At 63.7% G+C, this 22,624-nt stretch carries 14 protein-coding genes; 7 read left to right on the top strand and 7 right to left on the bottom strand.

Annotated elements, in window-relative coordinates:
• Positions 1-282: 282 nt before the first annotated feature.
• From IPP90_08240 to IPP90_08265, 6 genes are all read left to right on the top strand, one after another.
• Positions 283-828, top strand: a complete 546-nt coding sequence (locus IPP90_08240) for a PEP-CTERM sorting domain-containing protein (GenBank protein ID MBL0170709.1) — start codon at positions 283-285, stop codon at positions 826-828.
• Positions 829-1,092: 264 nt separating this feature from the next.
• Positions 1,093-2,298 (top strand): UDP-N-acetylglucosamine 2-epimerase (non-hydrolyzing), encoded by a 1,206-nt coding sequence (wecB, locus tag IPP90_08245; protein MBL0170710.1) that lies wholly within the window; start codon positions 1,093-1,095, stop codon positions 2,296-2,298.
• Positions 2,288-3,088 (top strand): YaiO family outer membrane beta-barrel protein, encoded by an 801-nt coding sequence (gene yaiO, locus IPP90_08250; GenBank protein MBL0170711.1) that lies wholly within the window; start codon positions 2,288-2,290, stop codon positions 3,086-3,088. Before wecB ends, yaiO begins: the two co-directional genes overlap by 11 nt.
• Positions 3,069-3,998 (top strand): hypothetical protein, encoded by a 930-nt coding sequence (locus tag IPP90_08255; GenBank protein MBL0170712.1) that lies wholly within the window; start codon positions 3,069-3,071, stop codon positions 3,996-3,998. The genes yaiO and IPP90_08255 overlap by 20 nt, the downstream gene beginning before the upstream one ends.
• A complete protein-coding gene (locus tag IPP90_08260) occupies positions 3,995-5,281 on the top strand; it encodes a glycosyltransferase family 2 protein (protein MBL0170713.1) in 1,287 nt (428 codons plus the stop codon). Before IPP90_08255 ends, IPP90_08260 begins: the two co-directional genes overlap by 4 nt.
• A gap of 1 nt (position 5,282) precedes the next feature.
• Positions 5,283-6,326, top strand: a complete 1,044-nt coding sequence (locus tag IPP90_08265) for a polymer-forming cytoskeletal protein (GenBank protein MBL0170714.1) — start codon at positions 5,283-5,285, stop codon at positions 6,324-6,326.
• A gap of 3 nt (positions 6,327-6,329) precedes the next feature.
• On the opposite strand, the gene IPP90_08270 is transcribed toward IPP90_08265, so the two are convergent.
• From IPP90_08270 to IPP90_08285, 4 genes are all read right to left on the bottom strand, one after another.
• Positions 6,330-6,839 (bottom strand): hypothetical protein, encoded by a 510-nt coding sequence (locus IPP90_08270; protein MBL0170715.1) that lies wholly within the window; start codon positions 6,837-6,839, stop codon positions 6,330-6,332.
• Between the two features lie 24 nt (positions 6,840-6,863).
• A complete protein-coding gene (locus IPP90_08275; protein MBL0170716.1) occupies positions 6,864-9,131 on the bottom strand; it encodes a GWxTD domain-containing protein in 2,268 nt (755 codons plus the stop codon).
• Positions 9,132-9,252: 121 nt separating this feature from the next.
• A complete protein-coding gene (gene rpsG / locus IPP90_08280; GenBank protein MBL0170717.1) occupies positions 9,253-9,723 on the bottom strand; it encodes a 30S ribosomal protein S7 in 471 nt (156 codons plus the stop codon).
• Positions 9,720-10,124: a 30S ribosomal protein S12 gene (locus IPP90_08285; protein MBL0170718.1), complete on the bottom strand. Its 405-nt coding sequence runs from the start codon at positions 10,122-10,124 to the stop codon at positions 9,720-9,722. The genes rpsG and IPP90_08285 overlap by 4 nt, the downstream gene beginning before the upstream one ends.
• A gap of 484 nt (positions 10,125-10,608) precedes the next feature.
• Here IPP90_08285 and IPP90_08290 point away from each other — a divergent pair, with 484 nt between their 5' ends.
• Complete coding sequence (locus tag IPP90_08290) at positions 10,609-12,534, top strand: protein kinase (GenBank protein MBL0170719.1); 1,926 nt, start codon at positions 10,609-10,611, stop codon at positions 12,532-12,534.
• A 105-nt stretch (positions 12,535-12,639) separates the two neighbouring features.
• Here IPP90_08290 and IPP90_08295 read toward each other — a convergent pair whose 3' ends face one another.
• The 3 genes from IPP90_08295 to rpoB form a co-directional block, all read right to left on the bottom strand.
• The gene (locus IPP90_08295) at positions 12,640-13,290 is read right to left on the bottom strand and encodes a PEP-CTERM sorting domain-containing protein (GenBank protein ID MBL0170720.1); all 651 of its coding nucleotides are present in this window, start codon (positions 13,288-13,290) and stop codon (positions 12,640-12,642) included.
• 324 nt (positions 13,291-13,614) lie between these two features.
• On the bottom strand, positions 13,615-17,949 hold the full coding sequence (gene rpoC, locus IPP90_08300; GenBank protein ID MBL0170721.1) for a DNA-directed RNA polymerase subunit beta': 4,335 nt from the start codon (positions 17,947-17,949) through the stop codon (positions 13,615-13,617).
• A gap of 3 nt (positions 17,950-17,952) precedes the next feature.
• Positions 17,953-22,509: a DNA-directed RNA polymerase subunit beta gene (gene rpoB, locus IPP90_08305; protein ID MBL0170722.1), complete on the bottom strand. Its 4,557-nt coding sequence runs from the start codon at positions 22,507-22,509 to the stop codon at positions 17,953-17,955.
• Positions 22,510-22,624: the final 115 nt, after the last annotated feature.

A 22,624-nucleotide genomic window follows, 5' to 3' on the forward strand; every position in this document is an offset into this window, starting at 1 on the left:
CCCAACGTCCAGGCCGGTGCCACGGCGCAGGTGACCACTACCAATCCGCGGCTCGGGTGGGGCGGGTTCGGCACCGGGTCGCTGGAGCTCTCGGTCACCGGCAACGTGGCACCAAACGGACAGTATCCGGACTGGGGCTTCTATTACCGCTACGCCAATACCCCGGGCGGCTTTGGCAGCCTGGCCAACCTGAGCGCCCTGTCCTTCGACTGGTACCGCGAGTCCAATCCGACCTGGAACACCACCACGCCGTCGGCCGACTGGCCCTACAAGACCCCGGTCATGCGCCTGGTGCTTCAGGACAAGTTCGACCAGATCAGCGAGTTGATCTGGGAGGGGTACTACAACCGCGGCACCGGCGAAGCGCTCAACGGTGCGGTCACACCGGTCGACCAATGGGTCACCACCAGCAACATGCAGAACGGCAATTTCTGGTTCAATCGTCCGCCAACAGCGCCCGGATTGGATAATGTGTTTGTCGGCACCGGCTGTCAGGACAACCTCTTCACCTTCTGGCAGGGTGGCATCCCCGGCTCTGCGCTCAACCAATTGCTCGGATCTGGCGGCTGTCTCGCCAATGCCGACGCCAAGGTCATTGGCATCGCGGTGGGTGTCGGCAGCCAATGGCCGCTGCCCTACCATGGATTCGTCGATAACGTCCAGATGGGGTTCAACAACCAGAACGGCCTCGCGCTTGACGCCAATTTCGACTTCGTCCCGACATCTACGGTTCCCGAGCCCTCCACCTACGCCCTGATGGCCACCGGCCTTGCGGCCCTTGGTTTGGCGGCGCGCCGTCGCCGGCAGCGGAAGGCATCGGCGAAATGACCTGAAATGGCCAACCAGGGACGCGTCAAAATGACGCGGCCCTGCATATGCGCCATATTGACGGGCGGGCCCGCGCTGTAACGGGACCGCCCGTCTTACGTTGTCGGGCAATGGTTTGCCCGGTAGGTCGCCACGTCGACCGACGCGCGCCGTGACACCGCGGGCCGCGAGCGTGACCGGAGAGCAGTCCCCCTCGTCTCCAAAGTACCGACCATCCCATCGCCACCTGCGCAGCGCCTCGCGCACGACCTCTCAACTGTCTGCATGTCCAGCCCCGGCGACCGCCATCGCGTCTGCCTCGTTATCGGCACTCGACCCGAAGCCATCAAGATGGCCCCGGTCATCGCGGCCATGCGCGAACACCCGCACCTCGAGCCGCTCGTCGTCGCCACGACGCAGCACCGTGAGATGCTCAAGCAGGCCCTCGACGTCTTCGGCATCACGCCCGACGTCGATCTGGGGTTGATGCAGAATGGACAGAACCTGGGCGTCTTCACCTCGCGCGCGCTGCAGGCACTCACCGAGTGCTTCCTGGAGAAGAAGCCCGACTTCCTGCTGGTGCAGGGTGACACCTCCACCGTCACGGCCGCCGCACTCGCGGCGTTCTACCAGGGGATTCCCATCGGCCACATCGAGGCCGGACTGCGCTCGTTCGATCTCAGCAGTCCGTTCCCTGAAGAAGTGAATAGACGGATCGCCACGTGCACCGCCAACATCCACCTCGCCCCCACCGACGAAGCGCGGACGAATCTGGTTTCCGAAGGCATTCCGGAAGGCGACATCTTTGTCACCGGCAACACCGTCGTTGACGCCATCCAGATGGTCGCCCCGCGCGCGCACTTCGACACGCCGGCGCTCAACGCGGTCAACTGGTCGACACGCCGGGTGCTGCTCACCACGGTGCACCGGCGCGAGTCGATGGGCGAACATCTCGAGGAGATCTGCGACGCGCTGGAGTCGATCGTGAAGTTGCACGACGTGGAGATTGTCTTCCCGGTGCATCTGAATCCCAAGGTGAAGGACGTCGTGCATCGTCGCCTGGCCAATCACGATCGCATTCACCTGCTGGAGCCACTGCCCTATCCGGATCTGCTGGAAGTCATGCGGCGCGTGTATCTGGTGCTGTCCGATTCCGGCGGCATCCAGGAAGAGGTGCCCTCGTTCCGCAAACCGATTCTCATTCTGCGCGATACCACCGAACGCCCCGAGTGTGTGCGGTCGGGATTCGGTGAACTGGTGGGCACCGACGCCACCGTCATCCTGGCGCGCACCTCGGCGTTGCTCACCGACAGCACGTTGTACACACAGCGCACATCGGGTGAGAATCCGTTTGGCGACGGCAAGGCCGCGCTCCGCATCGCCGAAGTGGTCGACACCGCCCTGCGGCATCCGCACGAACGGCGCGGACCACGACGCCTCGATCGCGGCGAAGTGAACGCCACACTCGATCGACTGGCGCATGCCTCGTAGTCGCCGGCTCTTGGCCGCCGTCGGCGTCATCGCCACGCTGTGGCACACATCCGTGTCGGCGCAAGCGCCGCTGGCCGGCGGACTCCCAGGGCGATGGATCGAAGCCAATGCGCTCGCGCAGCGCGTGTCCAATGGCTACGGCAATTGGCAGGGACTCTATGTGCGCGGCGTGCGACCCTCAGCACGCGACACGTGGTACGTCGATGCGTTGGCATTGCACGCGTTCGGCGAGAATGGCCTGCAGGTTGGTGCCACCCATCGTCATGATTGGAACGGCCGCGTCTTTCAGATGCTGGGCGCGAGCGTCGGTAGCGGCGCGTCCATCATGCCCCGTGGTCGAGTCGACGGGGCGTTGGGGGTTCGATTGGGCGCGCAACGTCGGTGGCAAGCCACCGGCGGCGTTTCGTATGTGAAGTCGGTGACGGAGTTGTCCGACCTGGCCGGCATCGCGTCGCTGGCCTGGTATGCGCCGCACGCCGTGATGATTGAAGTGGGCGGACGCTACAACAGCAGTCGGCCGGGCAACATCAAGTCACATCGCCTGTCCACCACCGCCGCATGGACGCCGTCACCCAAGCGCACGTTTTCGGTGCGCGGCATTGGCGGTTCTGAGGGCTGGCAGGTGGTGCGCACCGGCACCACGCTGACCCGGTTCCAATCGCAGGAAGGGGCGCTGGCGTGGCGCGAAAAAGTGACCGACGACTGGGCGCTCAGCATCCAGGGCGATTGGTACCACAATCCTTACTACACCCGTTCCGGAGTCACCCTCGGTGTCGCGCGTTACTGGTAGGCCGTCACGCCGCATCGATGTGCTGCGCGACCGCGGATTCCGCGGCGGGCGCATTGCGCCGCATCGTTCGATGATCGGGTTGGAAGTGAGCCGCTGGTTGCTGTTCGACCTGATCGTGCTGCCATTGCTGTTCTCGGTGGCCGTGTTCGTGTTGCTCGATCCGCTGCTGGAAGGATGGCGGTGGATGCTGGATGTCGTGCGCGCACCGCTGGGATTGCCCGGCGTAGTCGCGGCGCGCGTGGTGGAGATTGGCCCGGTGTCCGTGGCTATTCCGTATTACACCGCCGAAGCCCAGTGGCCCGCCAATCTGGACCTGCGCTCGGGATGGATATTGGTGGCGGCGCTCGCCGTTCCGGGCGTACTGCTGCGCGGTCGGTTCACCCCGTTGGCGTACTTCCTGCGCGCGTTGGCGGTCATCCAGTTGACCGCGCAAATGTGGTTCAGCCTGGCCGTCCCGCCGTTCACCTACGCGCTGTCGCAATATGTCGCGGGGCTGCTGGTGTGCGGCGTGGTCATCTTGTTGCTGGCGCCGGTGCTGGTGTCGTTCACCTATTTCATCTTCGATTTCCAGCTATGGCAGAAACTGCTGCTGGTATCGATGCTGCTGGTGCACCTCGCGGTGTTCCTGCCGCTGCAAGCCATCGTGCACGCGTGGGTCCTGTATCGCGGCACACTGCTGTCCATGCCGATTCTGTTTCTGGTGTTCGGCGTGCTGCTGGATGTCTTTGTGTATGTCGCGCTCTATGGCTGGGGCATGAGTTGGCGATCGAACAGCGTGCTCGACGCCACCGATCGACAGATCCCGGTTCCGCCGTACAAGGCGCCGCGCATGACACCCCCCACCGGCATGTCGGCCATCGGCACACCGTCCGCCGGCTCGCCACGGGTCACGGGGGCGCCGCCGTCATGATCCTCACACTCGCCAACATCGGGCTCTGGATCTGCATCGGCGTGCTCGCCGTCTACACGCTGCGGCACTATTTCTTCACGCTCAACCGGCTGTTCGGACGTCATCGCCAGCCGTATGTGGACGTGATCCAGGCCGACTGGCCGATGCTCACCGTGTTCGTGCCGGCGCACAACGAAGGGCGCGTCATCCGTGACTCGCTCGACGCGCTGTTGTCGGTGGACTATCCGGCCGACAAGCTGCGCATCATCCCCATCGACGATCGGTCGAAGGACGACACACGCGCCATCATGCAGGAGTACGCGGACGCGTATCCCGATCGGGTGTTCCCCTTCCTGCGCGACGGTGGAGTGCCCGGCAAGGCCGCCGCGTTGGCGGAAGCGATGTTCGAGAATGCCGGCGAGATCTACATGGTGTTCGATGCCGACTACATCCCGGGACCTCGTCTGTTGAAGCAGTTGGCCGCGCCCTTCTTCGACGCCGAAGTGGGCGCGGTGATGGGACGCGTCGTGCCGCTCAATGTCGGCAAATCGCTGCTCACACGATTGCTCGATCTGGAACGTGCGGGCGGCTATCAGGTGGATCAACAGGCGCGCATGAACTTGCGGCTCATCCCGCAGTACGGCGGCACGGTGGGCGGCGTACGTCGCGTGGCGCTGGAACAGGTGGGCGGCTGGCGCATCGACTCACTGGCCGAAGACACCGATCTCACGGTGCGTCTGGTCATGAACGGCTGGGACGTGGTGTACCAGAATCGGTCGGAATGCTACGAGGAAGTGCCGGAAACGTGGGAAGTGCGCATCCGGCAAATCAAGCGATGGGCCAAGGGGCATAATCAGGCGCTGGTGCGTTACGTGGCCGCGCTCATGCGCAACCGCCGCGCGTTGCCATGGTGGCAGGTGTTGGACGGTGTGTTACTGCTGGGCGTGTTCGTGGTACCCCTCGTGCTGCTCATGGGCTGGGTTTGCACTATCACGCTCTTCTATGCCGGCTATCCGCCCGAATGGGGTCGCCTCACCGTGCTGGCCATTTCGTCATTCAATACCGTCGGCAACTTTGCGGCGTTCTTTCAGGTGGCCACCGCCAGTCGACTCGATGGCTCGCGTGAGCGCATTCGCATGCTGCCGTTTCTGCTGCTGGGCTTTCTCGTGAGCACGCTCTCCGTGGCCCGCGCCTCGTTGTCACGGGCGTCGTGGTTCCGCGGTCGCCCGGTGGAATGGCAGAAAACCGAACGCTATCGCACCGCGCGCACCAAGTCGGCGCTGCCCGGCAAGGGAGACGTTTGACATGACGCCCGTCGCCGTGTTTGCGCTGGTGCTGGCCGGAACCATCGCCTGGATCGCGATTCCCTTCATTCCCGCCATGATGGAACTCGTCCGCCCCAGGGATGCGTCGCCGCTCAACGCCGTGGGGCAGGACTCCGGAATGCTGACGTACTTCGCGACGTCGTTTACGACCCGCATGACGGCCGAAGGATTGCTGGGCACCTCGGTGCCGCCACGTTTGTCCGATGGCAGCCTGGTGCGCGTGCACAACGCCATGACCCCACTGGCACCCGCCCGCACACCGATCACCGATGTCGTGGTGCTGATGGATGACACACCAATTCCGGCAGGCACGAGTGTGGCCACCGAGTGTCTGGCCCGGCGCACGTTTCATGGCGGCGCCAATAGCAGCTTTCGCGCCATCCTGGGCCAACGCGATGTGAAGCTGGGGCAAGGCACCACTGTGTTGCGTTGGGTGCATGCCAACGGCCGCTTGGAAGCCGCCACCGGCACCTACCTCATGGGGCGCGCCACATCCGATCGCGAAATCCTACTGGAAACCGGTGTGCAGTTTGACCGACTGGACGCGCCGATGGTGCGCGTGGGCGGTGGCGGCACGCTGGAAACCCCCATCATGCCGGTGTCGGCGTATTCGCCATTCACCCCGGATAATGCCATCTCGCTGGGCGCCGGCTACTGGCGCGTGCGCGGCGACCTGACCATTCCTGCTGACACGTCGCTGGCCGGATCGCTGATCGTGATTGGCAACGTGGTGGTGAGCGAGGGCGCTCGTGTGGAAGGGTCCATCAAGGCCCACGGCAGCATGCACATCAAGACCGGTGCGGTGGTCGTTGGCGCCGTCTCGGCGCGCGGTCGCATTGTCATTGAAGACGGCGCGCGCCTGAGTGGCCCGGTCATCTCGGAAACGAGCGTGGTGGTTGGTGCCGCGGTGGTGGGTGTCGCCAGCAAGCGCACCACGGTCACGGCACCGCGCGTGGAACTGCGCACGGGAGCGACCGTGTACGGGGCCGTCATGGCGGGCGACGGCGGCGCGTCGGTGAAGTAGCGCCTACGAGATACCGCTGACGCGGACGCTCGCCACGGTCCACGCGCCAGCCACGAATGACAGCGTCACTTCGTAGCCCGCCGAGAACAGGCCCTTGCTGGTTTCGGGATTGCCGGCTTCCATGGTGTTCACGAGAACGATGGCCTGCGCGCCAACCACGTGCGCGCGCGACATCCAGATGATCGCCCGCGACTCGTCAATGCGGCACCGGCGCAATCCGCTTTCGCAGTGCACCACACTGTCGATGTCGGCGCGCGGGGCCCGCAGGAGACGCACCGCAACGTCCGTCAGGGCCGCGCGGTGGCGCATGACTGCCCGGCCCCCAGCCGTGTCGCGAGATGTCGGTGCGATACGGTCGTCGAAGAACACGCGGCCTGCGGAATATTTCTGGTCGCGAATGTAGACCGCCGCCACGACTTCCGGCGCCACCGGTGGCCCGGCCTGCGCCGACAACGCCATCGGCACCAGCGCCGTCAGCGCGAGCGCCAACAGTGCGGCGCGTTCCCGCCGCATCACCCGACAGCCCCTGAAGCGCCGTCAGCGAATAGTGAACGACGTTTCACGCGCGCTCTTCTTCTGTCCGTTGATATCTGCCACCTCAATGCGCAGCCGATACTCGCCGCGCGACTCGCCCAGCCAGTCCAGCGCGATGTACTCCACCTGCGTCGCGCTCGCCGCGACCTTGCGATCAAACGACAGCACCAGTCGATCCGAACCGCTTTCGCCCTGGCGGAGCACTGACCCCAGTCCGTCCAGCACGCGCAGGGCCAACGCCGCCGCGCCCACACGTTTGACACGTTCCACCGCAATGGACACACGATAGGTGTTCGCCTGCGCCTGTTCGGCGAGTTCGTAAATCTCCCAGGCCAGTCCAATTCGGGCGCCCGACCGGACGACGCCGTTGGACGGCTCGACGCCAAGCATGCGCCAGCTGGTGACATTGGCCGGGGGGGCGTGCAATCGTGCGTTGGCCAGCAGCACATCACTGAGTCCAAAGCCCTTGGTCGTGTCGGGTTCCGCCCGCAATGTGGCGCGTGCCGCGCGCCCCACGTCGCGCTGCATCGCCTCCACGCGCACCATATTGATCCCTTTGCCAATGCGCCGCACCCATGCGCGCGTGGCCGTCTTCGTCACCGAATCCGCATTCAACGAGGCCCGCGTCGACTCGGCGCCATTCGTGCGCGCAAAGGCGTCGTACACGCGAAAGTCGATGGACACTTCCGGGTCCACAATCTCCACGTCGCGCAGCAACGACTCCAAGGACACGTTGGCAGCCACCACCACGTCGGCCGAGTCGCCCGGTGCGCGAAAGCGCGCCACGCGCACATCCATGCTGTCCACGCGACTCACCAGCCCCAGATTGTTCCACGACACGGGAGAGGCGTTCTTGACATCCGCAACGAACTGTCGATCCACCACGGGCACGCGCGCGGTGCCAAAACCCGCCGCCATGTCGAAGAAGAAGGTGTAGCCCAACCGGTATGACCAGATCAGCGTGGCACCACCGTCTTCATTGGTGGACATCTGCAGATTGCCGGCGGTGTCCTTGTACTGTTGCACGCTGGACTTGCCGGGCACCGTGATCTCCACGTCGGGTGGTCCATACCGCACGTAGATATCGCCGCGATCGGTGTCCGCGCCACGCACCCCCAGATCCTCGTCGCTCCACCGGAACTCCGCGTACACCACGCGTGAGAAGAACTCCAGCTGGTACTCGTTTTCCCTGGTGGTCGACAACGGATCATTGAGCAGCCAGTACATCGACTCCACCGCGTTGCGCTGCCCAAGCGACAATGCGGTGAACGCGATGGAATCGCCAATACCGCCAACGGTCTCGGCCGACGGACGCGGGCGCAATATCCGGGTGAGGCGCAACAGGCGCGCGCGATCGGACTCGTCCATCTGCACAAGCGCCGTGTCAAACGCCGCGCGCGCTGGTCCGTCGCGACCCAGCCGATGCAGCGCGAGTCCCTGTGCGAGACGGGCCTGAAAATCAAAGGGTGATCGCGTCGCCCGTTCGGTGGCCGAGGCCAGCAGCTCCGGCCAGCGACGACCCTCGGCCAGCGCCATGAACAAGTGCCGGCTGTAGCGCAGGTGCGTTGGACCTGCGGCCACCGCGGCACGGAAGCGCTCCAGTCCGGCCAGATAGTCCGCCACGCCCGTTGCCGGTTCGATTTTCTTTGCGAAGGTGGCCACGTAATCCGCGCCTCGATCGCGACGCCATTTGTTGTTGGGTCCCGCCAACTGCACGTGATTGCCGTCGGTGGTCATCGCGCGATTCGTCACCAGCTCATACCGGCGCCAGATGGCACTGCCCACCTCATCGGCCCCCATCGCCATGAACAACGAATCGTTCACGCGCGTCGCGGCCTTCAGCGCATTCTCCATCTGCCGAGACGCCGCAAAGTGCATCGACGCGACATCCGACTGCAGGTTGAATCGTCCCAGCGTCACCCAGTATTGCGCGCTATCGGGGGCGAACTTGGTGGCCAGTCGCAAGGCACTGTCCGCGCCACGAAGCAGGTTGAGCACGCGAGCGTCGCCGATGTAACCGCCGCGGCGACCCGAGGCCGCCATGGCCCAGTGCAGCAGCCCGTACTGATGCCAGGCCGCGGCGTTCTTCGGTTGCGCGCGCATGGCCGAGTCGAGAAACGCCATCGCGCCGGTGGAATCGCCGGCCACGGCCAACGCCTCGGCGCGCAGAGCCACCGGATCCGTGGTTGGACGCAGGGGCGCGGGAATCTGGGCGGCCAGTCCGGCGGCACTCCCGCAGATCAACGACAGTAACGCAATAGACTGGGACATGATCATGACCAACGTTGGTGATCGTATCGCCTGGATGTCAATGGAGGTCGTCCCACGAACGACAAACGCCCCGGAGCGACGTGCTCCGGGGCGTTTCGTTGTCCAGCAACCACGCGGCCGACTACCAGCGATAGTGCGCGAACGCCTTGTTCGCTTCCGCCATGCGGTGCGTGTCTTCTTTCTTCTTGATGGCGTTACCTTCGCCCTTGCTGGCCGCCAGCACTTCGTTGGCCAGCTTCTCGTTCATGCTCTTCTCGTTGCGATCACGCGAGTAGCTGATGAGCCACCGCATGGCCAGCGCGGTGCGACGATCCTGACGCACTTCGACGGGCACCTGATAGGTGGCACCACCGACGCGACGGCTCTTCACTTCCACCACCGGCTTGAGATTGTTGAGCGCCTGCTTGAACACGGCCACACCGGGCTGTGCCGTCTTCGCTTCCACGATGTCCATCGCGCTGTAGAAGATGCCTTCGGCAGTGGACTTCTTGCCCTGAATCATCAGGACGTTGATGAACTTGGAAACGGTCTGGCTGTCGTAGCGCGCGTCAGGCAACACGCTGCGCTTTACTGCGCTTTTGCGGCGGCTCATTTCTTCTTGGCTCCTGCGGCGGCGGCGCCCTTCTTGGGACGCTTGGTGCCGTACTTGGAACGGCTCTGGTTACGTCCGTTCACGCCCGATGCGTCGAGCGTGCCGCGAACGATATGATAGCGCACACCCGGCAAGTCCTTCACACGACCACCACGCACGAGCACGATCGAGTGCTCCTGCAGGTTGTGGCCTTCGCCGGGGATGTACGCGGTGACCTCGAGCTGGTTCGTGAGACGAACACGCGCAACTTTGCGCAGCGCCGAGTTGGGCTTCTTGGGCGTCGTCGTGTAGACGCGCGTGCACACACCACGCTTGAACGGATTGCTTTTCAGCGCGGGCGCTTTGGACTTCTCCACCACGTCCTTTCGGGCGCGACGGACCAGCTGATTGATGGTTGGCATTCGCCTTGTGAGTGTTCGGGAACCTGCATCTACGTGAATCGCGCCGGCGATGTCTCCCTCTGCGTCAGTGACCCTGAACCAGCGGCACCACCTGCAACGCGGAGACACCAAAACGCCCGCCCCATACGAGTCCTGCACGCATGGTTTGACGGGCACTGCCAGTCGCGGCACGGAACAGAATCTAAGAATAGCCGGTTCCTGGGTCGCCGGTCAACCCGTCCCGTTGGCTGTTGATAGGGAATCGGTGATACGCGCTGCCACCGCAAACCGTTGCCAATTAACAGTTTGCGAATTTTTACGTCTAATGGGGTAACCGTTGGCGTCCTTGCCCGAGATGCCGACGCAACAATTGTGCGCCGAAAAGGGTCAAACCAGCATCACCCCGACCGAAAAACGGTAGTTTCGGTACACGATTCAAGACCAGCCGTCTGGCTGTCTGCCGTCTACCGTCTCCCGTCTCCCGTCTACAGTCTCCGCAACTCCCGTGTCGACCGATTTCCAATTCCGCCTCCAGCACGCCATCGACGCCAACTTCCTGATTGACCGGGAGTTGGGCGGCGGAGGCATGTCGCGCGTATTCGTGGCCACTGAGCGCGCGCTGCAGCGGCGGGTGGTCATCAAGGTGCTGCCGCCGGAGCTGGCCGCCGGTGTCAATGTCGACCGATTCCGTCGGGAGATCCAGCTGGCCGCGCAGTTGCAGCATCCGCACATCGTGCCGCTGCTGTCCACCGGCGACGAAGACGGGATCCTGTGGTTCTCCATGCCGTTCATCGAAGGGGAATCGCTGCGCGGCGCGCTCACCAAGGCCAAGCGCCTCCCGGCGCGCGATGTCGTGCGCATTTTGCACGATGTGGTCGATGCACTGGCCTATGCGCATGCGCGTGGCATTGTGCATCGCGACATCAAACCCGACAACATCCTCACGTCGGGCATGCACGCGCTGGTCACCGACTTCGGCGTCGCGAAGGCGCTCAGTGCCGCCATCCCCATGGCAGGTGGTACCAGTACGGGCATGGCCATCGGAACGCCCGCCTACATGGCGCCCGAACAGCTCGCAGCCGATCCGGCCGCCGATCATCGCGTCGACATCTACGCGGTGGGACTCCTGGCCTACGAGCTGCTCACTGGCCGGTCGCCGTTTGGCGGGTCGTCGCCGCAAGCCACCATGGCCGCGCAGCTCACTGAAACGCCCAAGCCGCCGCATCAGTTCGCCGACATTCCGGAAGGGTTGTCGGCGGTGATCATGCACTGTCTTGAAAAGGATGCCGCCAAGCGCCCACAGTCGGCGCAGGCGCTGTTGGCGGAACTCGAAGCGCTGCCCCCCATGTCCAGTGGCAGCAGCGTCGCTGCGCGTCCCGCATCACCGCGGTGGACCCGCGCGGCCGGTGTGCTCGCCGCCATCGTCGTGACCCTCGCCGTCGCGCAGCAGTTGCGGAAGCAGTCCGGCGGCACCACGCCACGAGCCAGCGCCGATTCGCTGTCGGCGCGGGACGCGGGACCGGGTGGAGACCGCGCGCCGTCGGCGCAGATTGACAGGAATGCCGCCGCCGTTTCGCCCGGCGTCAAACCGGAAACCGTGGTCGTCTATCGCAACAGCACGGACAGCGCGGCGGGGATTCAGGTGCCCGTGGTGATTTCGCGTGCCGAATCGTTGGCCATCACCGCCGCCGTGCGTCAGCGAATTGCCGATGCCGAAGCCGCGAAACTGGCGGCACGTCCGGCCCCGGCAGTGCCGGGTGCCGCGAAGGGCGTCACTACCGCGCCGCCGACGCGCGTCATCGTGAGTGCGGAAGGACCACTCACGCCGCTGGATCGTGAGCAACTGCTGATGGAGGTGGGCAAGATCTTCGCCGATTCGGTGGCCATCGCGTTCAAGCGCATGGATACCGCCATGGCGCAGGCCGCCCGGGTCTATCGCTTTGAAGCCACGCGCCCCACGGGACGCGGCGTCACGCCCATGCTGGCACCGCCCAGCGACGGGCGCACGCGCGTGGTCATCTCGAATTTCACCAACGCCACCGGCAAGCGGGAGAACTCGGCCATCGGACGCGACATCGCGCAGTTTCTGCGCGCCGGCCTCGCGTCCGACAAACTGGAAGTGGTGAACAACGAAACCACCGACCGCGCCTCACGTGGACTCGGCGACCCCACGTCGCTGGGCTGGGGCCTGCGCGCCGATTACGTGGTGAACGGCATGATCACGCTGCGTGCCGATTCCGTCGTGCTGATCACCATGTTCAACGATGTGCGCGATGGCCGCTATTCGCGCGTCTCGGAAACCGCCACGCTGGCCAACGATCCGAAGAAGGCGTTCGACGCATCCCTGGTGCATGTCAATGCGTGGATCGACAGTGCACGTGTGTTGCGGGCGAGACGTCCGCCGATGGGTCCAGGCGGCTCAAGATTCTAGTATCGGGATTCGTCAGACGGGAGACGGGAGACGGGAGACGACAGACGGGAGACATCCGGTGTGCTGGATGTTTCCCGTCGCGCGCAGTCTCCGGGAACGCTCGGCTTACGAATGGAATCGCGTTCTGCGACGCGATGCGAACAGCCCCAGACCGAATAAGCCGAGGGCGCTGAGAGCGATCGAGGAGGGCTCGGGGACTGTGGTTGTCATCGACGCGTAAATCCCGTAGCGACTCGGATCTGGACTCACGTTGTCCGGAGCGTAATCGTCGGGAATGGCGATGAAGAGAAAGCGCGACGACGTCGGGACCGTGATCGTCAGTCCGTCGAATGAAATGAAGAAGTCGTTCGAGACATCCGTCGGCTGATTGCCGTAAAAAGTCGGTTGGGTTTGGCAGGATCCGAACACATTTGCGGGAGGTGCAATCGCACCGACAACTCGATTCAGCTCGGTCGACGCCAGTAGAGTGGACGAGGTTGAGAACACCCCACAATAGACGGCATCATGATACGGGCTGCCGCTGCCCGCAACCTGCAGCACCCCTGTCGGTTTCAATGTTATGGTCCGGAGATAGCTCGACAACCCGAGATCAAGCACGAGCGGTGAACCAAGGACGCCATCGCCGCGAAGGTACATGCCAGTCGGGTTGACGGCAAAGAAGGTGGGTGTGCTGATGAGCTGTGCAGATAACCCTAAAGGCAACAGCGCAACAGCAGCACCACACGCGATTGACAGATACCGGCTTCGGTGAGTCATAGGAGTCTCGTGAACAGGAAAGGTTGGCGTTCGCGGGCCACAAGCCGACCTCGCTGTCGGGGCCAGGCGGTGACCAGCGCGGTGAGAACTTGGCCTCCTTCCGTCTCGCGACCGTCAACGACGCCATGGATTGCCGCATTGACGCGCACTTCACGACGAACGCCCAGAGAGTCACTGGTGTCCGATGTGCACTGAACAAGGCAGTTCCTTCGGAGAAAACTCTGCCACCATCCCGCATATGCGCAAAACGGGAGACATCCAGCGCCCCGGATGTCTCCCGTCTTCCCTTCTCCCGTCTCCCGTCTTCACACCACCGAAACCGTCCTACTCGACGTCTCCCATCGTAAACGGCACCGGCTCCGCAAACGCACTCGGCAACAGCGCTTCGAAGTTCGGCTCGATGGCTTCCGGGATCGGCTCCGGCTCGGGCAGGGCATCCGACTCGACATCCACTTCCTGATACCGGTACATACCCGTACCGGCCGGGATGAGATGGCCGATGATGATGTTTTCCTTGAGACCCATCAGGTTGTCGCGCGAACCGCGAATGGCGGCATCGGTGAGTACCCGCGTGGTTTCCTGGAACGACGCCGCCGACACGAATGACTGCGTGGTCAGCGAGGCCTTGGTGATGCCCAGCAGCAACGGCTCTGACGTCGCCGGTTGCAGCTTCTTCTTCTTGGCCTCGTCGTTCTCCTTCCGGAACTCGGCGCGATCGACATGCTCACCCTCAAGCATCTCGGTGTCGCCCGATTCCACGATGCGCACCTTCTGCAGCATCTGCTTCACGATCACGCCAATGTGCTTGTCGTTGATCTTCACGCCCTGCAGGCGATACACCTCCTGCACTTCGTTCAGCAGATACTCCTGCACCGCGCGCGGTCCCTTGATGCGCAGAATGTCGTGCGGATTGACCGGGCCTTCCGAAATACGATCGCCGGCGTGCACACGGTCACCTTCATGCACCCGCAAGTGCTTGCCGGACGGCACTTCGTACACTTGCTCCGGCATCGTCTCGTCGAGCACCCACTGCCCGCCCACGATGGACGCCGGGCGCACGAACACTTCGCGCTTGCCGCGCTTGATCTCGCCGAACCGCACGAACCCGTCGATCTCGGAAATGGTGGCCGGATCCTTCGGACGACGCGCCTCGAACAGTTCGGCCACACGCGGCAGACCGCCGGTGATATCGCGGGTTTTGTAGGCTTCACGGCTGACCTTGGCCAGCGTGGTACCGGCCGTGATCTCGTGGCCGTCTTCAATCGTGATAATGGCGCCGATGGGCAGGATGAAGTCGCGCACGCGCTTCTCCTTGCCCGCCTTGTTCTGCCAGATCTCGATGTGCGGATGGAGCTTCTTTTCGCGGTCTTCGATCACGACCCGCTGACGCAAACCGGTCAGTTCGTCGAGTTCTTCAGACAACGATTCGTCTTCGACCAGGTCCACGAACCGAATCGTGCCCTCGACGTCGGCGATAATCGGATTCGTATACGGGTCCCAGGAGAACAGGCGCGGGTCGCGACGGTCTTCGTCGCGCACCAGCTTGCCCCCGTTGGCCACCAGCATCGTCGCACCAAGGGGCACCTGCACACGGGCCAGCACGTGTCCATCCTTGGCCGACTTGATGTTCACGTCGCCTTCATACGAGGTGACGATGCTCTCGCCTTCCTTGTTGATGACGTACACGAGACGATCGCCATACTCGACGATGTCACCATCGTACTTCACGCGCTTGGTGGTCTGCTCGGCGATACGCGACGCCGTGCCGCCCACGTGGAATGTGCGGAGCGTCAGCTGCGTACCCGGCTCGCCGATGGACTGCGCCGCGATGATACCCACGGCCTCGCCCAGGTCGACCATCTGCATGGTGGCCAGGTTGCGGCCGTAGCACATGCGGCAGAGTCCGCGCTTGGCCTCACACGTGAGCACCGACCGGATCTTCACCGATTCGATACCCGCGTCTTCGATCAGCTGCGCCGTCTCTTCGGAAATCAGCGTGCCGGCTTCCGCCAACATCTTCGGACGACCCGCCTCGTCGCGTTCCATGGGATCGAGGATATCCTCGGCCGCCACGTTACCAACCAGACGTTCCGCCAACGGCTCGATCACGTCTTCGCCTTCCTTCAGCGCCGCGGTATCGAGACCGAGGATGGTGCCGCAATCCTCTTCCTGAATGGTCATGTCCTGCGCGACGTCCACCAGACGACGCGTGAGATACCCGGCGTCGGCCGTCTTGAGCGCCGTGTCTGCCAGACCCTTACGGGCGCCGTGCGTGGACGAGAAGTATTCCAGCACCGACAGGCCTTCGCGGAAATTGGACTTGATCGGGTTTTCGATGATTTCACCGATACCACCGGTGAGTTTCTTCTGCGGCTTGGCCATGAGGCCGCGCATGCCCGCCAGCTGCCGAATCTGGTCGCGTGAACCACGGGAACCGGAATCGAACATCATGAACACGGGATTGAAGCCGCCCTGCGATTCGCGCATGGTCTTCACCATGGCGTCGGCGACGTCCGTGTTGGCGTGCGTCCACGTGTCGATGACTTTGTTGTAGCGCTCACCGTTCGTGATGTTACCGGTCGCGTAGGCGCGCTGGAAACGCTCCACACGCTCGGATGCATCCTGCAACAGCGTTTCTTTTTCCTTCGGAATGTGCAGGTCTTCGATGCCGATGGAGACGCCGCCGCGGGTGGCATTGCGGAAGCCGAATTCCTTCAGGCGATCGAGCAGGGCCACGGTTTCCGCGAGGCCCGCATTGCGGTAGCTCTGGAACACCAGCTCGCCGAGCGCCTTCTTCTTCATGTCCTTGTTGAGGAACGGCAGCACCTTCGGCACGATCATGTCGAACAGCACACGACCTGTGGTGGTAACGACCCATTGCGGCTTGTCGCCGCGCCGGTCAAGCCACCGGATGGCGCTCTGGTATCCCGTGCGTCCGTTGGCAATGGCCAGGTCCACTTCTGCCGAGTCGGTGAACGCCGGCAACGTGCGGGCCTTGGCCTCATCCTTGAGATACGCCTCGAAGCCCACCGGCGCCTTGGTGGCCACGTAGCATCCCAGCACGATGTCCTGGCTGGGCTCCGCCACCGGACGACCGTCCGACGGCTTGAGGATGTTGTTGGACGACAGCATCAGCACGCGCGCTTCAATCTGCGCTTCAAACGACAACGGCACGTGCACCGCCATCTGGTCACCGTCGAAGTCGGCGTTGAACGCCGCGCACACGAGCGGGTGAATACGAATGGCCTTGCCTTCAACGAGCACGGGCTCGAACGCCTGAATGCCCAGTCGATGCAACGTGGGTGCGCGGTTGAGGAGCACCGGATGATCCTTGATGATGCCTTCCAGCACCTCGTAGACCATGGCGTTCTCGCGCTCCACGATCTTCTTGGCGCGCTTCACCGTTTCCGCTTCACCGCTCTCCACCAGCTTGTGAATGATGAACGGCTTGAACAGCTCCAGCGCCATCATCTTGGGCAGGCCGCACTGGTGCAGCTTGAGCTCCGGACCCACCACGATGACCGAACGGCCCGAGTAGTCCACGCGCTTGCCCAGCAGGTTCTGACGGAACCGGCCCTGCTTGCCCTTGAGCATGTCGGACAGCGACTTGAGCGGACGCTTGCCACGGCCACGAATGGCCTTGGAGCGACGCCCGTTGTCGAACAGCGCGTCCACCGCTTCCTGCAGCATGCGCTTTTCGTTGCGCAGGATGACTTCCGGCGCGCGATGCGAGATGAGCTTGGTGAGACGGTTGTTGCGATTGATGACGCGACGATACAGGTCGTTCAGATCGGACGTCGCAAAGCGACCGCCGTCCAGCGGCACCAGCGGCCGCAGGTCGGGCGGGATCACGGGGATCACGTCGAGGATCATCCACTCCGGACGGTTGCGGATTTCGCCGCCCTCGCCGCTGGTGCGGAACGCATCGACAATCTTGAGACGCTTGAGCATCTGTTTCTTGCGATGCTGTGACGTCTCACCCACGACGGACGCGCGCAGTTCGTCGGCCACCTTGTCGACGTCCAGTCGCTTGAGCAGTTCACGCACGGCCGGCGCGCCGATGTCGCACTGGAACGCCACATCGCCCTCGGCCTTCGCCCGCTGGCGCAGGTCGAGATACTCGTCCTCGTCCAGCAGCTGGCGCTCGCGCACATCCTGCGAGCCCGGATCGATGACGATGTAGTTGCTGTAGTAGATGACCTTTTCGAGGTCACGCAGCGTGACATCAAGCAGGTTGCCCATCGGGCTGGGCAGCGTCTTGAAGAACCAGATGTGCGCCACCGGCACGGCCAGTTCGATATGGCCCATGCGCTCGCGCCGCACCTTGCTGAGCGTCACTTCCACGCCGCAGCGATCGCAGATCACGCCGCGATAGCGGATGCGCTTGTACTTGCCGCAATGGCATTCCCAGTCCTTGACCGGACCGAAGATGCGCTCGCAGAACAACCCGTCCTTTTCCGGCTTGAACGAGCGGTAGTTGATGGTTTCGGGCTTGGTGACTTCGCCCCACGACCACCAGGTGCGCAGGCCGGCCATCTCCAGCCGCTCGCGCTCCTTGGGGTCTTTCGGTCCGCGGATCTCCTCGGGAGAGGCGATACGCACGGACATGTAGTCGAACGCTGACGCGCGAGCTTCACGCGAGCTGCGGAAATCGATCATGTCTTATTCCTCGCCGCTGTTGTTGCCGCCATCCAGGATGTCGACGCCGTTTCCATCCGTGGAACCGAGCGTGACCTTGATGCCCAGCGCCTGCAGTTCCTTGACGAGCACGTTGAACGACTCCGGGATTCCGGGTTCGGGCAGGTTCTGCCCCTTTACGATCGCCTCGTAGACACGGCTTCGGCCGTTCACGTCATCGGACTTGACCGTCAGGATTTCCTGCAAGGTGTGCGCGGCGCCATACGCCTCCAGCGCCCACACTTCCATTTCTCCGAAACGCTGACCGCCGAACTGCGCCTTGCCGGCCAGCGGCTGTTGCGTGACCAACGAGTACGGTCCGATGGAGCGCGCGTGAATCTTGTCGTCGACCAGGTGAGACAGCTTCAGGATGTAGATCTCACCAACCGTGACCGGCGCCTGGAACGTTTCGCCCGTGCGTCCGTCGCGCAGTTGCACTTTGCCCGAGGGCGTCAGTCCGGCCAGTCGGATCAGCTCCGAACTCGCCGCTTCGACATCGCTCTCGCTCTTCGCACCCAGCATCGCGGCCAACGCCGGCTGCCCGATGCGCTGCAGCGTTTCCGCCGGGCTCATCGCCGCTTCCGCCTCGAGAATCGCGATGGCCGACGAACGGTCGCCCGGCAATTCGCTTTCGTTGTCGCGATGCATGCCCAGCACGGCATTGACCGCCGCAATCTCCCGCTCGGCCAGCGTCTTGGCCGACTGCGTGAGGAAGTCGCGCGTGCGGTTGTACAGCGCCTTCGTTTCCGCCGACATGTTGCGCCCACCCAAGTCGTTCAGGGTGGCGTGATGCAGCAGCTCGACCTTGTCCGGCAAGCGGCGATCGGGCTTCACATCGGACAGCAGATGACGCACATCCTGCGGCGTGGCGTCGGAGGACCCGTCACCCAACGACAGCGTTTCGCGCGCCCAGCGCACACCGGCCAGCTTCATCAGCAAACCGATTTCGCGTTCGTTCGCGCCCTCGAACACGGGCGTCTTGGCGTAGAAGTTGAGCAGTCGCGCGGCCCACCCAAGGTGCGTCTCGAGAATCTGCCCGACATTCATACGCGACGGCACGCCCAGCGGGTTGAGCACGATGTCCACCGGACGACCGTCCGGCATGAACGGCATGTCTTCCTCAGGCACGATGCGCGCCACGATACCCTTGTTACCGTGACGACCGGCCATCTTGTCACCGACCGAAATCTTGCGCTTCTCGGCCAGATACACCTTCACCAACTGGATCACGCCCGGCGGCAACTCATCGGGCTGCAGAATGCGGTCGATACGCTCTTCCGCGCGCTCCTCAATGCGGGCTTTCTCTTCGTTGCCAGCATCGATGATTTCGCGCACACGATCGTTGGCCTTCTTGCTTTCGACGCGGAACGTCTTGAGATCAAGCGTGGCAAACCGCACCGTGGACAGCAGCTCCTTCGTGAGCGTCGTGCCCGCGGCGATCGCCTCTTCCACCGTGCCGGCCCGAAGCGCCAGCGCGACCTTTTCCCCTTCCAGCAGCGCCGCCAGTTCGATGTCGCGCACTTCGTTGACGCGGATTTTTTCCTCGCCTTCGAGACGCCGCACATCACCGATGCGCTCACCGCGGTCCTTTTCGACGACCTGGTCTTCCACGCGTGAGAAGATCTTCACGTCGATGACCACGCCTTCCATGCCCGGCGACACCTTGAGCGACGAGTCCTTCACGTCCTTGGCCTTTTCGCCGAAGATGGCCGTGAGGAGCTTTTCTTCCGGCGACAGTTCGGTCTCACCCTTCGGCGTGATCTTGCCGACGAGAATGTCGCCCGGCTTCACATGCGCGCCGATGCGCACGATGCCACGCTCGTCGAGGTCGGTCAGCGACTCCTCGGCGACGTTCGGAATTTCGCGCGTGATTTCTTCCTGCCCGCGCTTCGTGTCGCGCACGTGCAGTTCGAGCTCCTGGATGTGAATCGACGAGAATACGTCGAATTTCACCAGGCGCTCGGAGAGCACGATGGCGTCTTCGAAGTTGTGCCCGTACCACGGCATGAACGCCACACGGACATTCGCGCCCAGCGCGAGCTGCCCCATTTCCGTGGCGGCGCCGTCGGCCAGCACTTCACCCTTGTTCACCTGCTGGCCCATGCGGACGAGCGGGCGCTGGTTGATGGCCGTGTCCTGATTGGTGCGCCAGTATTTCTTGAGCTTGTAGCGATCAAGCTGGCCGAGTCGCGCCAGCGGACGGTCGCCCGCCACCGGCGTGCCGATGAGGCCCGCGTCGACGATGATCTCGTCGGCGGTCACACTGGTCACGATACCGGCCCGGCGCGCGATGATCACCGCGCCCGAGTCGACGGCCACCGTGGCTTCGAGTCCCGTCCCCACCAGCGGTGTGCGCGGGTTGAGCAGCGGAACGGCCTGCCGTTGCATGTTCGAGCCCATGAGCGCGCGATTGGCGTCATCGTGCTCGAGGAACGGAATGAGCGCGGCGGCGATGGAGACCAGCTGCTCCGGCGCCACGTCCATGTAGTCGATGTTCGACGGCGGCTCGAGGGGCAAATCGCCGCGCTTACGCGCCAGCACCAGCTCGTCGACGAACGTGCCATCGGCGTTGAGCTTGGAATTCGCCTGCGCGATGATCGCGTCCTCTTCCCGGTTGGCATCGAGCCACACGAGTTCGCCCGTCAACCGTCCTTCCTTCACCACACGATACGGCGTCTCGATGAAGCCGAGATCGTTCACGCGGGCAAAGCAGGCGAGCGACGTGATCAGGCCGATGTTCGGACCTTCCGGCGTTTCGATGGGGCACATGCGCCCGTACTGCGAATAGTGCACGTCACGGACTTCGAAGCCGGCACGCTCACGCGTGAGGCCGCCCGGTCCAAGCGCCGACAAGCGACGCTTGTGCGTCAACTCGGCCAGCGGATTGGTCTGGTCCATGAACTGCGACAGCTGCGATGATCCGAAGAACGCCTGGATCACGGCCGAGACCGTGCGCGCGTTGACGAGATCGTCCAGCGAGATTTTTTCCGGATCGGTGTTGATCGACATGCGCTCCTTGACCAGTCGCGCCATGCGCGACAGACCCACGGAGAACTGATTGGCAATCAACTCACCCACCGACCGGATGCGACGGTTGCCCAGCTGGTCGATATCGTCCACGTCGCCGCGGCCTTCATGCAACTCGACCAGCTGACGCATGATTTCCACGAAGTCTTCCTTCGTGAGCACCGTGGTCGACATCGAGGTGTTGAGGCGCAGGCGCTGGTTGATCTTGTACCGACCCACGCGACCGAGGTCGTAGCGCTTGGGCGAGAAGAACAGCCGCTCGAGCGCCTGCTTCGCGGTTTCGCGATTGGGCGCGTCACCCGGACGGAGCAGCGCGTAGATCTGCTTGAGCGCCTCTTCCTCGTGCTTGGTCGGATCCTTGGCCAGCGTGTTCTTGATCAGCGTGGACTCGGCACGTCCCGAGGCCACGAACACGTGCACCTTGGTGATGTCGGCCTTGCGGATCTTCTTGATCGCGCCGTCGGTGAGCACCGTGCCCTTCTCGACGACTTCCTCGCCGGTTTCCGGGTCGATCACGTCGCGCGCCAGCGTGCGGCGCACATCGCGTTCACCGCGATCGATGGCATCCTGCTCGTCGCGGAGATCGATCTGGGTGTACGACGCGAACACCTTCACCGTGTCGATGCCCTGACGCACCAGGCGATTGAGCACCTCGTCGGTCAGCTCATCGCCTTCGCGCACCAGCAACGACGCTTCGGCGCGCTCACGCTCCAGCTTGGCCTTCTTGGTCTTGGGCTTCGGCGCGTCGGACGCGGTGACTTCACCCTCGAGCGTGACGTCTTCGGCGATAATCGCGCCGAGGATTTCCCGCTGCTCGTTGCGCGTCTCGCGCTTCATGGTGAGATCGAGTTCGCGCTCGGCGAAGAACAGGCGCAGGATATCGCGGTTCTCGCCGTAGCCGAACGCGCGCAACAGCGCCGTGGCCGGGAACTTCTTCTTCTTGTCGATGTGGACGTAGATCACGTCGTGGATGTCCACGGTGAACTCGACCCACGATCCGCGGAACGGGATGATCCGCGAGGACAGCAGGCGCTGTCCGTTGGGGTGTGTCGACTCCTCGAACACCACACCGGGTGAGCGGTGCAGCTGGGAGACGATGACGCGCTCGGCGCCATTGATGACGAAGGTGCCCAGCTCGGTGAGCAGCGGCAGCTCGCCCAGATAGACTTCCTTCTCGATGATGTTCCGGGGACGTTTGCCGTCGCCGGTATCCTCAAAGATGACCAGTTGGAGCGTGGCCTTGAGCGGCGCCGAGTACGTCATGTCGCGCTCGATGCACTCGGCGACCGTGTACTTGGGCTCTCCCAGGCTGTACCGGACGAACTCGAGCGAGAAATTCTCGTGGACGTCCGTAATGGGGAACAGGTCCTTGAAGACGCGCTCGAGGCCGACGTCTTCGCGCTCCTGCGAGGCGGCATCCAGTTGCAGCAGCGACTCAAAAGCGCGCGTCTGGATGTCGAGGAGATGGGGCATATCCATGCCCGTCTCGAGCTTCGCAAACGAGATCTGGTTCATCATGTCCTTGTTACCGCGTGCGGGGTGCGCCGACTCTGAGACTGCGGGAGGCGCAAAGCGCTTCGTCCCCGACGAGGCCGGTCGTGAAATTCACGACCGGCGTCCCCGGGGCGAA

It is taken from the genome of Gemmatimonadaceae bacterium, from assembly GCA_016720905.1.
GTDB lineage: Bacteria > Gemmatimonadota > Gemmatimonadetes > Gemmatimonadales > Gemmatimonadaceae > Gemmatimonas.

Excerpts from the sequence above, each read along its gene's own strand:
- rpsG (MBL0170717.1), bottom strand. The coding sequence starts at position 9,723 with ATGAGCCGCCGCAAAAGCGCAGTAAAGCGCAGCGTGTTGCCTGACGCG.
- IPP90_08260 (MBL0170713.1), top strand. The coding sequence starts at position 3,995 with ATGATCCTCACACTCGCCAACATCGGGCTCTGGATCTGCATCGGCGTG.
- IPP90_08270 (MBL0170715.1), bottom strand. The coding sequence starts at position 6,839 with ATGCGGCGGGAACGCGCCGCACTGTTGGCGCTCGCGCTGACGGCGCTG.
- IPP90_08275 (MBL0170716.1), bottom strand. The coding sequence starts at position 9,131 with ATGTCCCAGTCTATTGCGTTACTGTCGTTGATCTGCGGGAGTGCCGCC.
- IPP90_08240 (MBL0170709.1), top strand. The coding sequence starts at position 283 with ATGCGCCTGGTGCTTCAGGACAAGTTCGACCAGATCAGCGAGTTGATC.
- IPP90_08265 (MBL0170714.1), top strand. The coding sequence starts at position 5,283 with ATGACGCCCGTCGCCGTGTTTGCGCTGGTGCTGGCCGGAACCATCGCC.
- rpoB (MBL0170722.1), bottom strand. The coding sequence starts at position 22,509 with ATGAACCAGATCTCGTTTGCGAAGCTCGAGACGGGCATGGATATGCCC.
- IPP90_08285 (MBL0170718.1), bottom strand. The coding sequence starts at position 10,124 with ATGCCAACCATCAATCAGCTGGTCCGTCGCGCCCGAAAGGACGTGGTG.
- wecB (MBL0170710.1), top strand. The coding sequence starts at position 1,093 with ATGTCCAGCCCCGGCGACCGCCATCGCGTCTGCCTCGTTATCGGCACT.
- rpoC (MBL0170721.1), bottom strand. The coding sequence starts at position 17,949 with ATGATCGATTTCCGCAGCTCGCGTGAAGCTCGCGCGTCAGCGTTCGAC.
- IPP90_08295 (MBL0170720.1), bottom strand. The coding sequence starts at position 13,290 with ATGACTCACCGAAGCCGGTATCTGTCAATCGCGTGTGGTGCTGCTGTT.
- yaiO (MBL0170711.1), top strand. The coding sequence starts at position 2,288 with ATGCCTCGTAGTCGCCGGCTCTTGGCCGCCGTCGGCGTCATCGCCACG.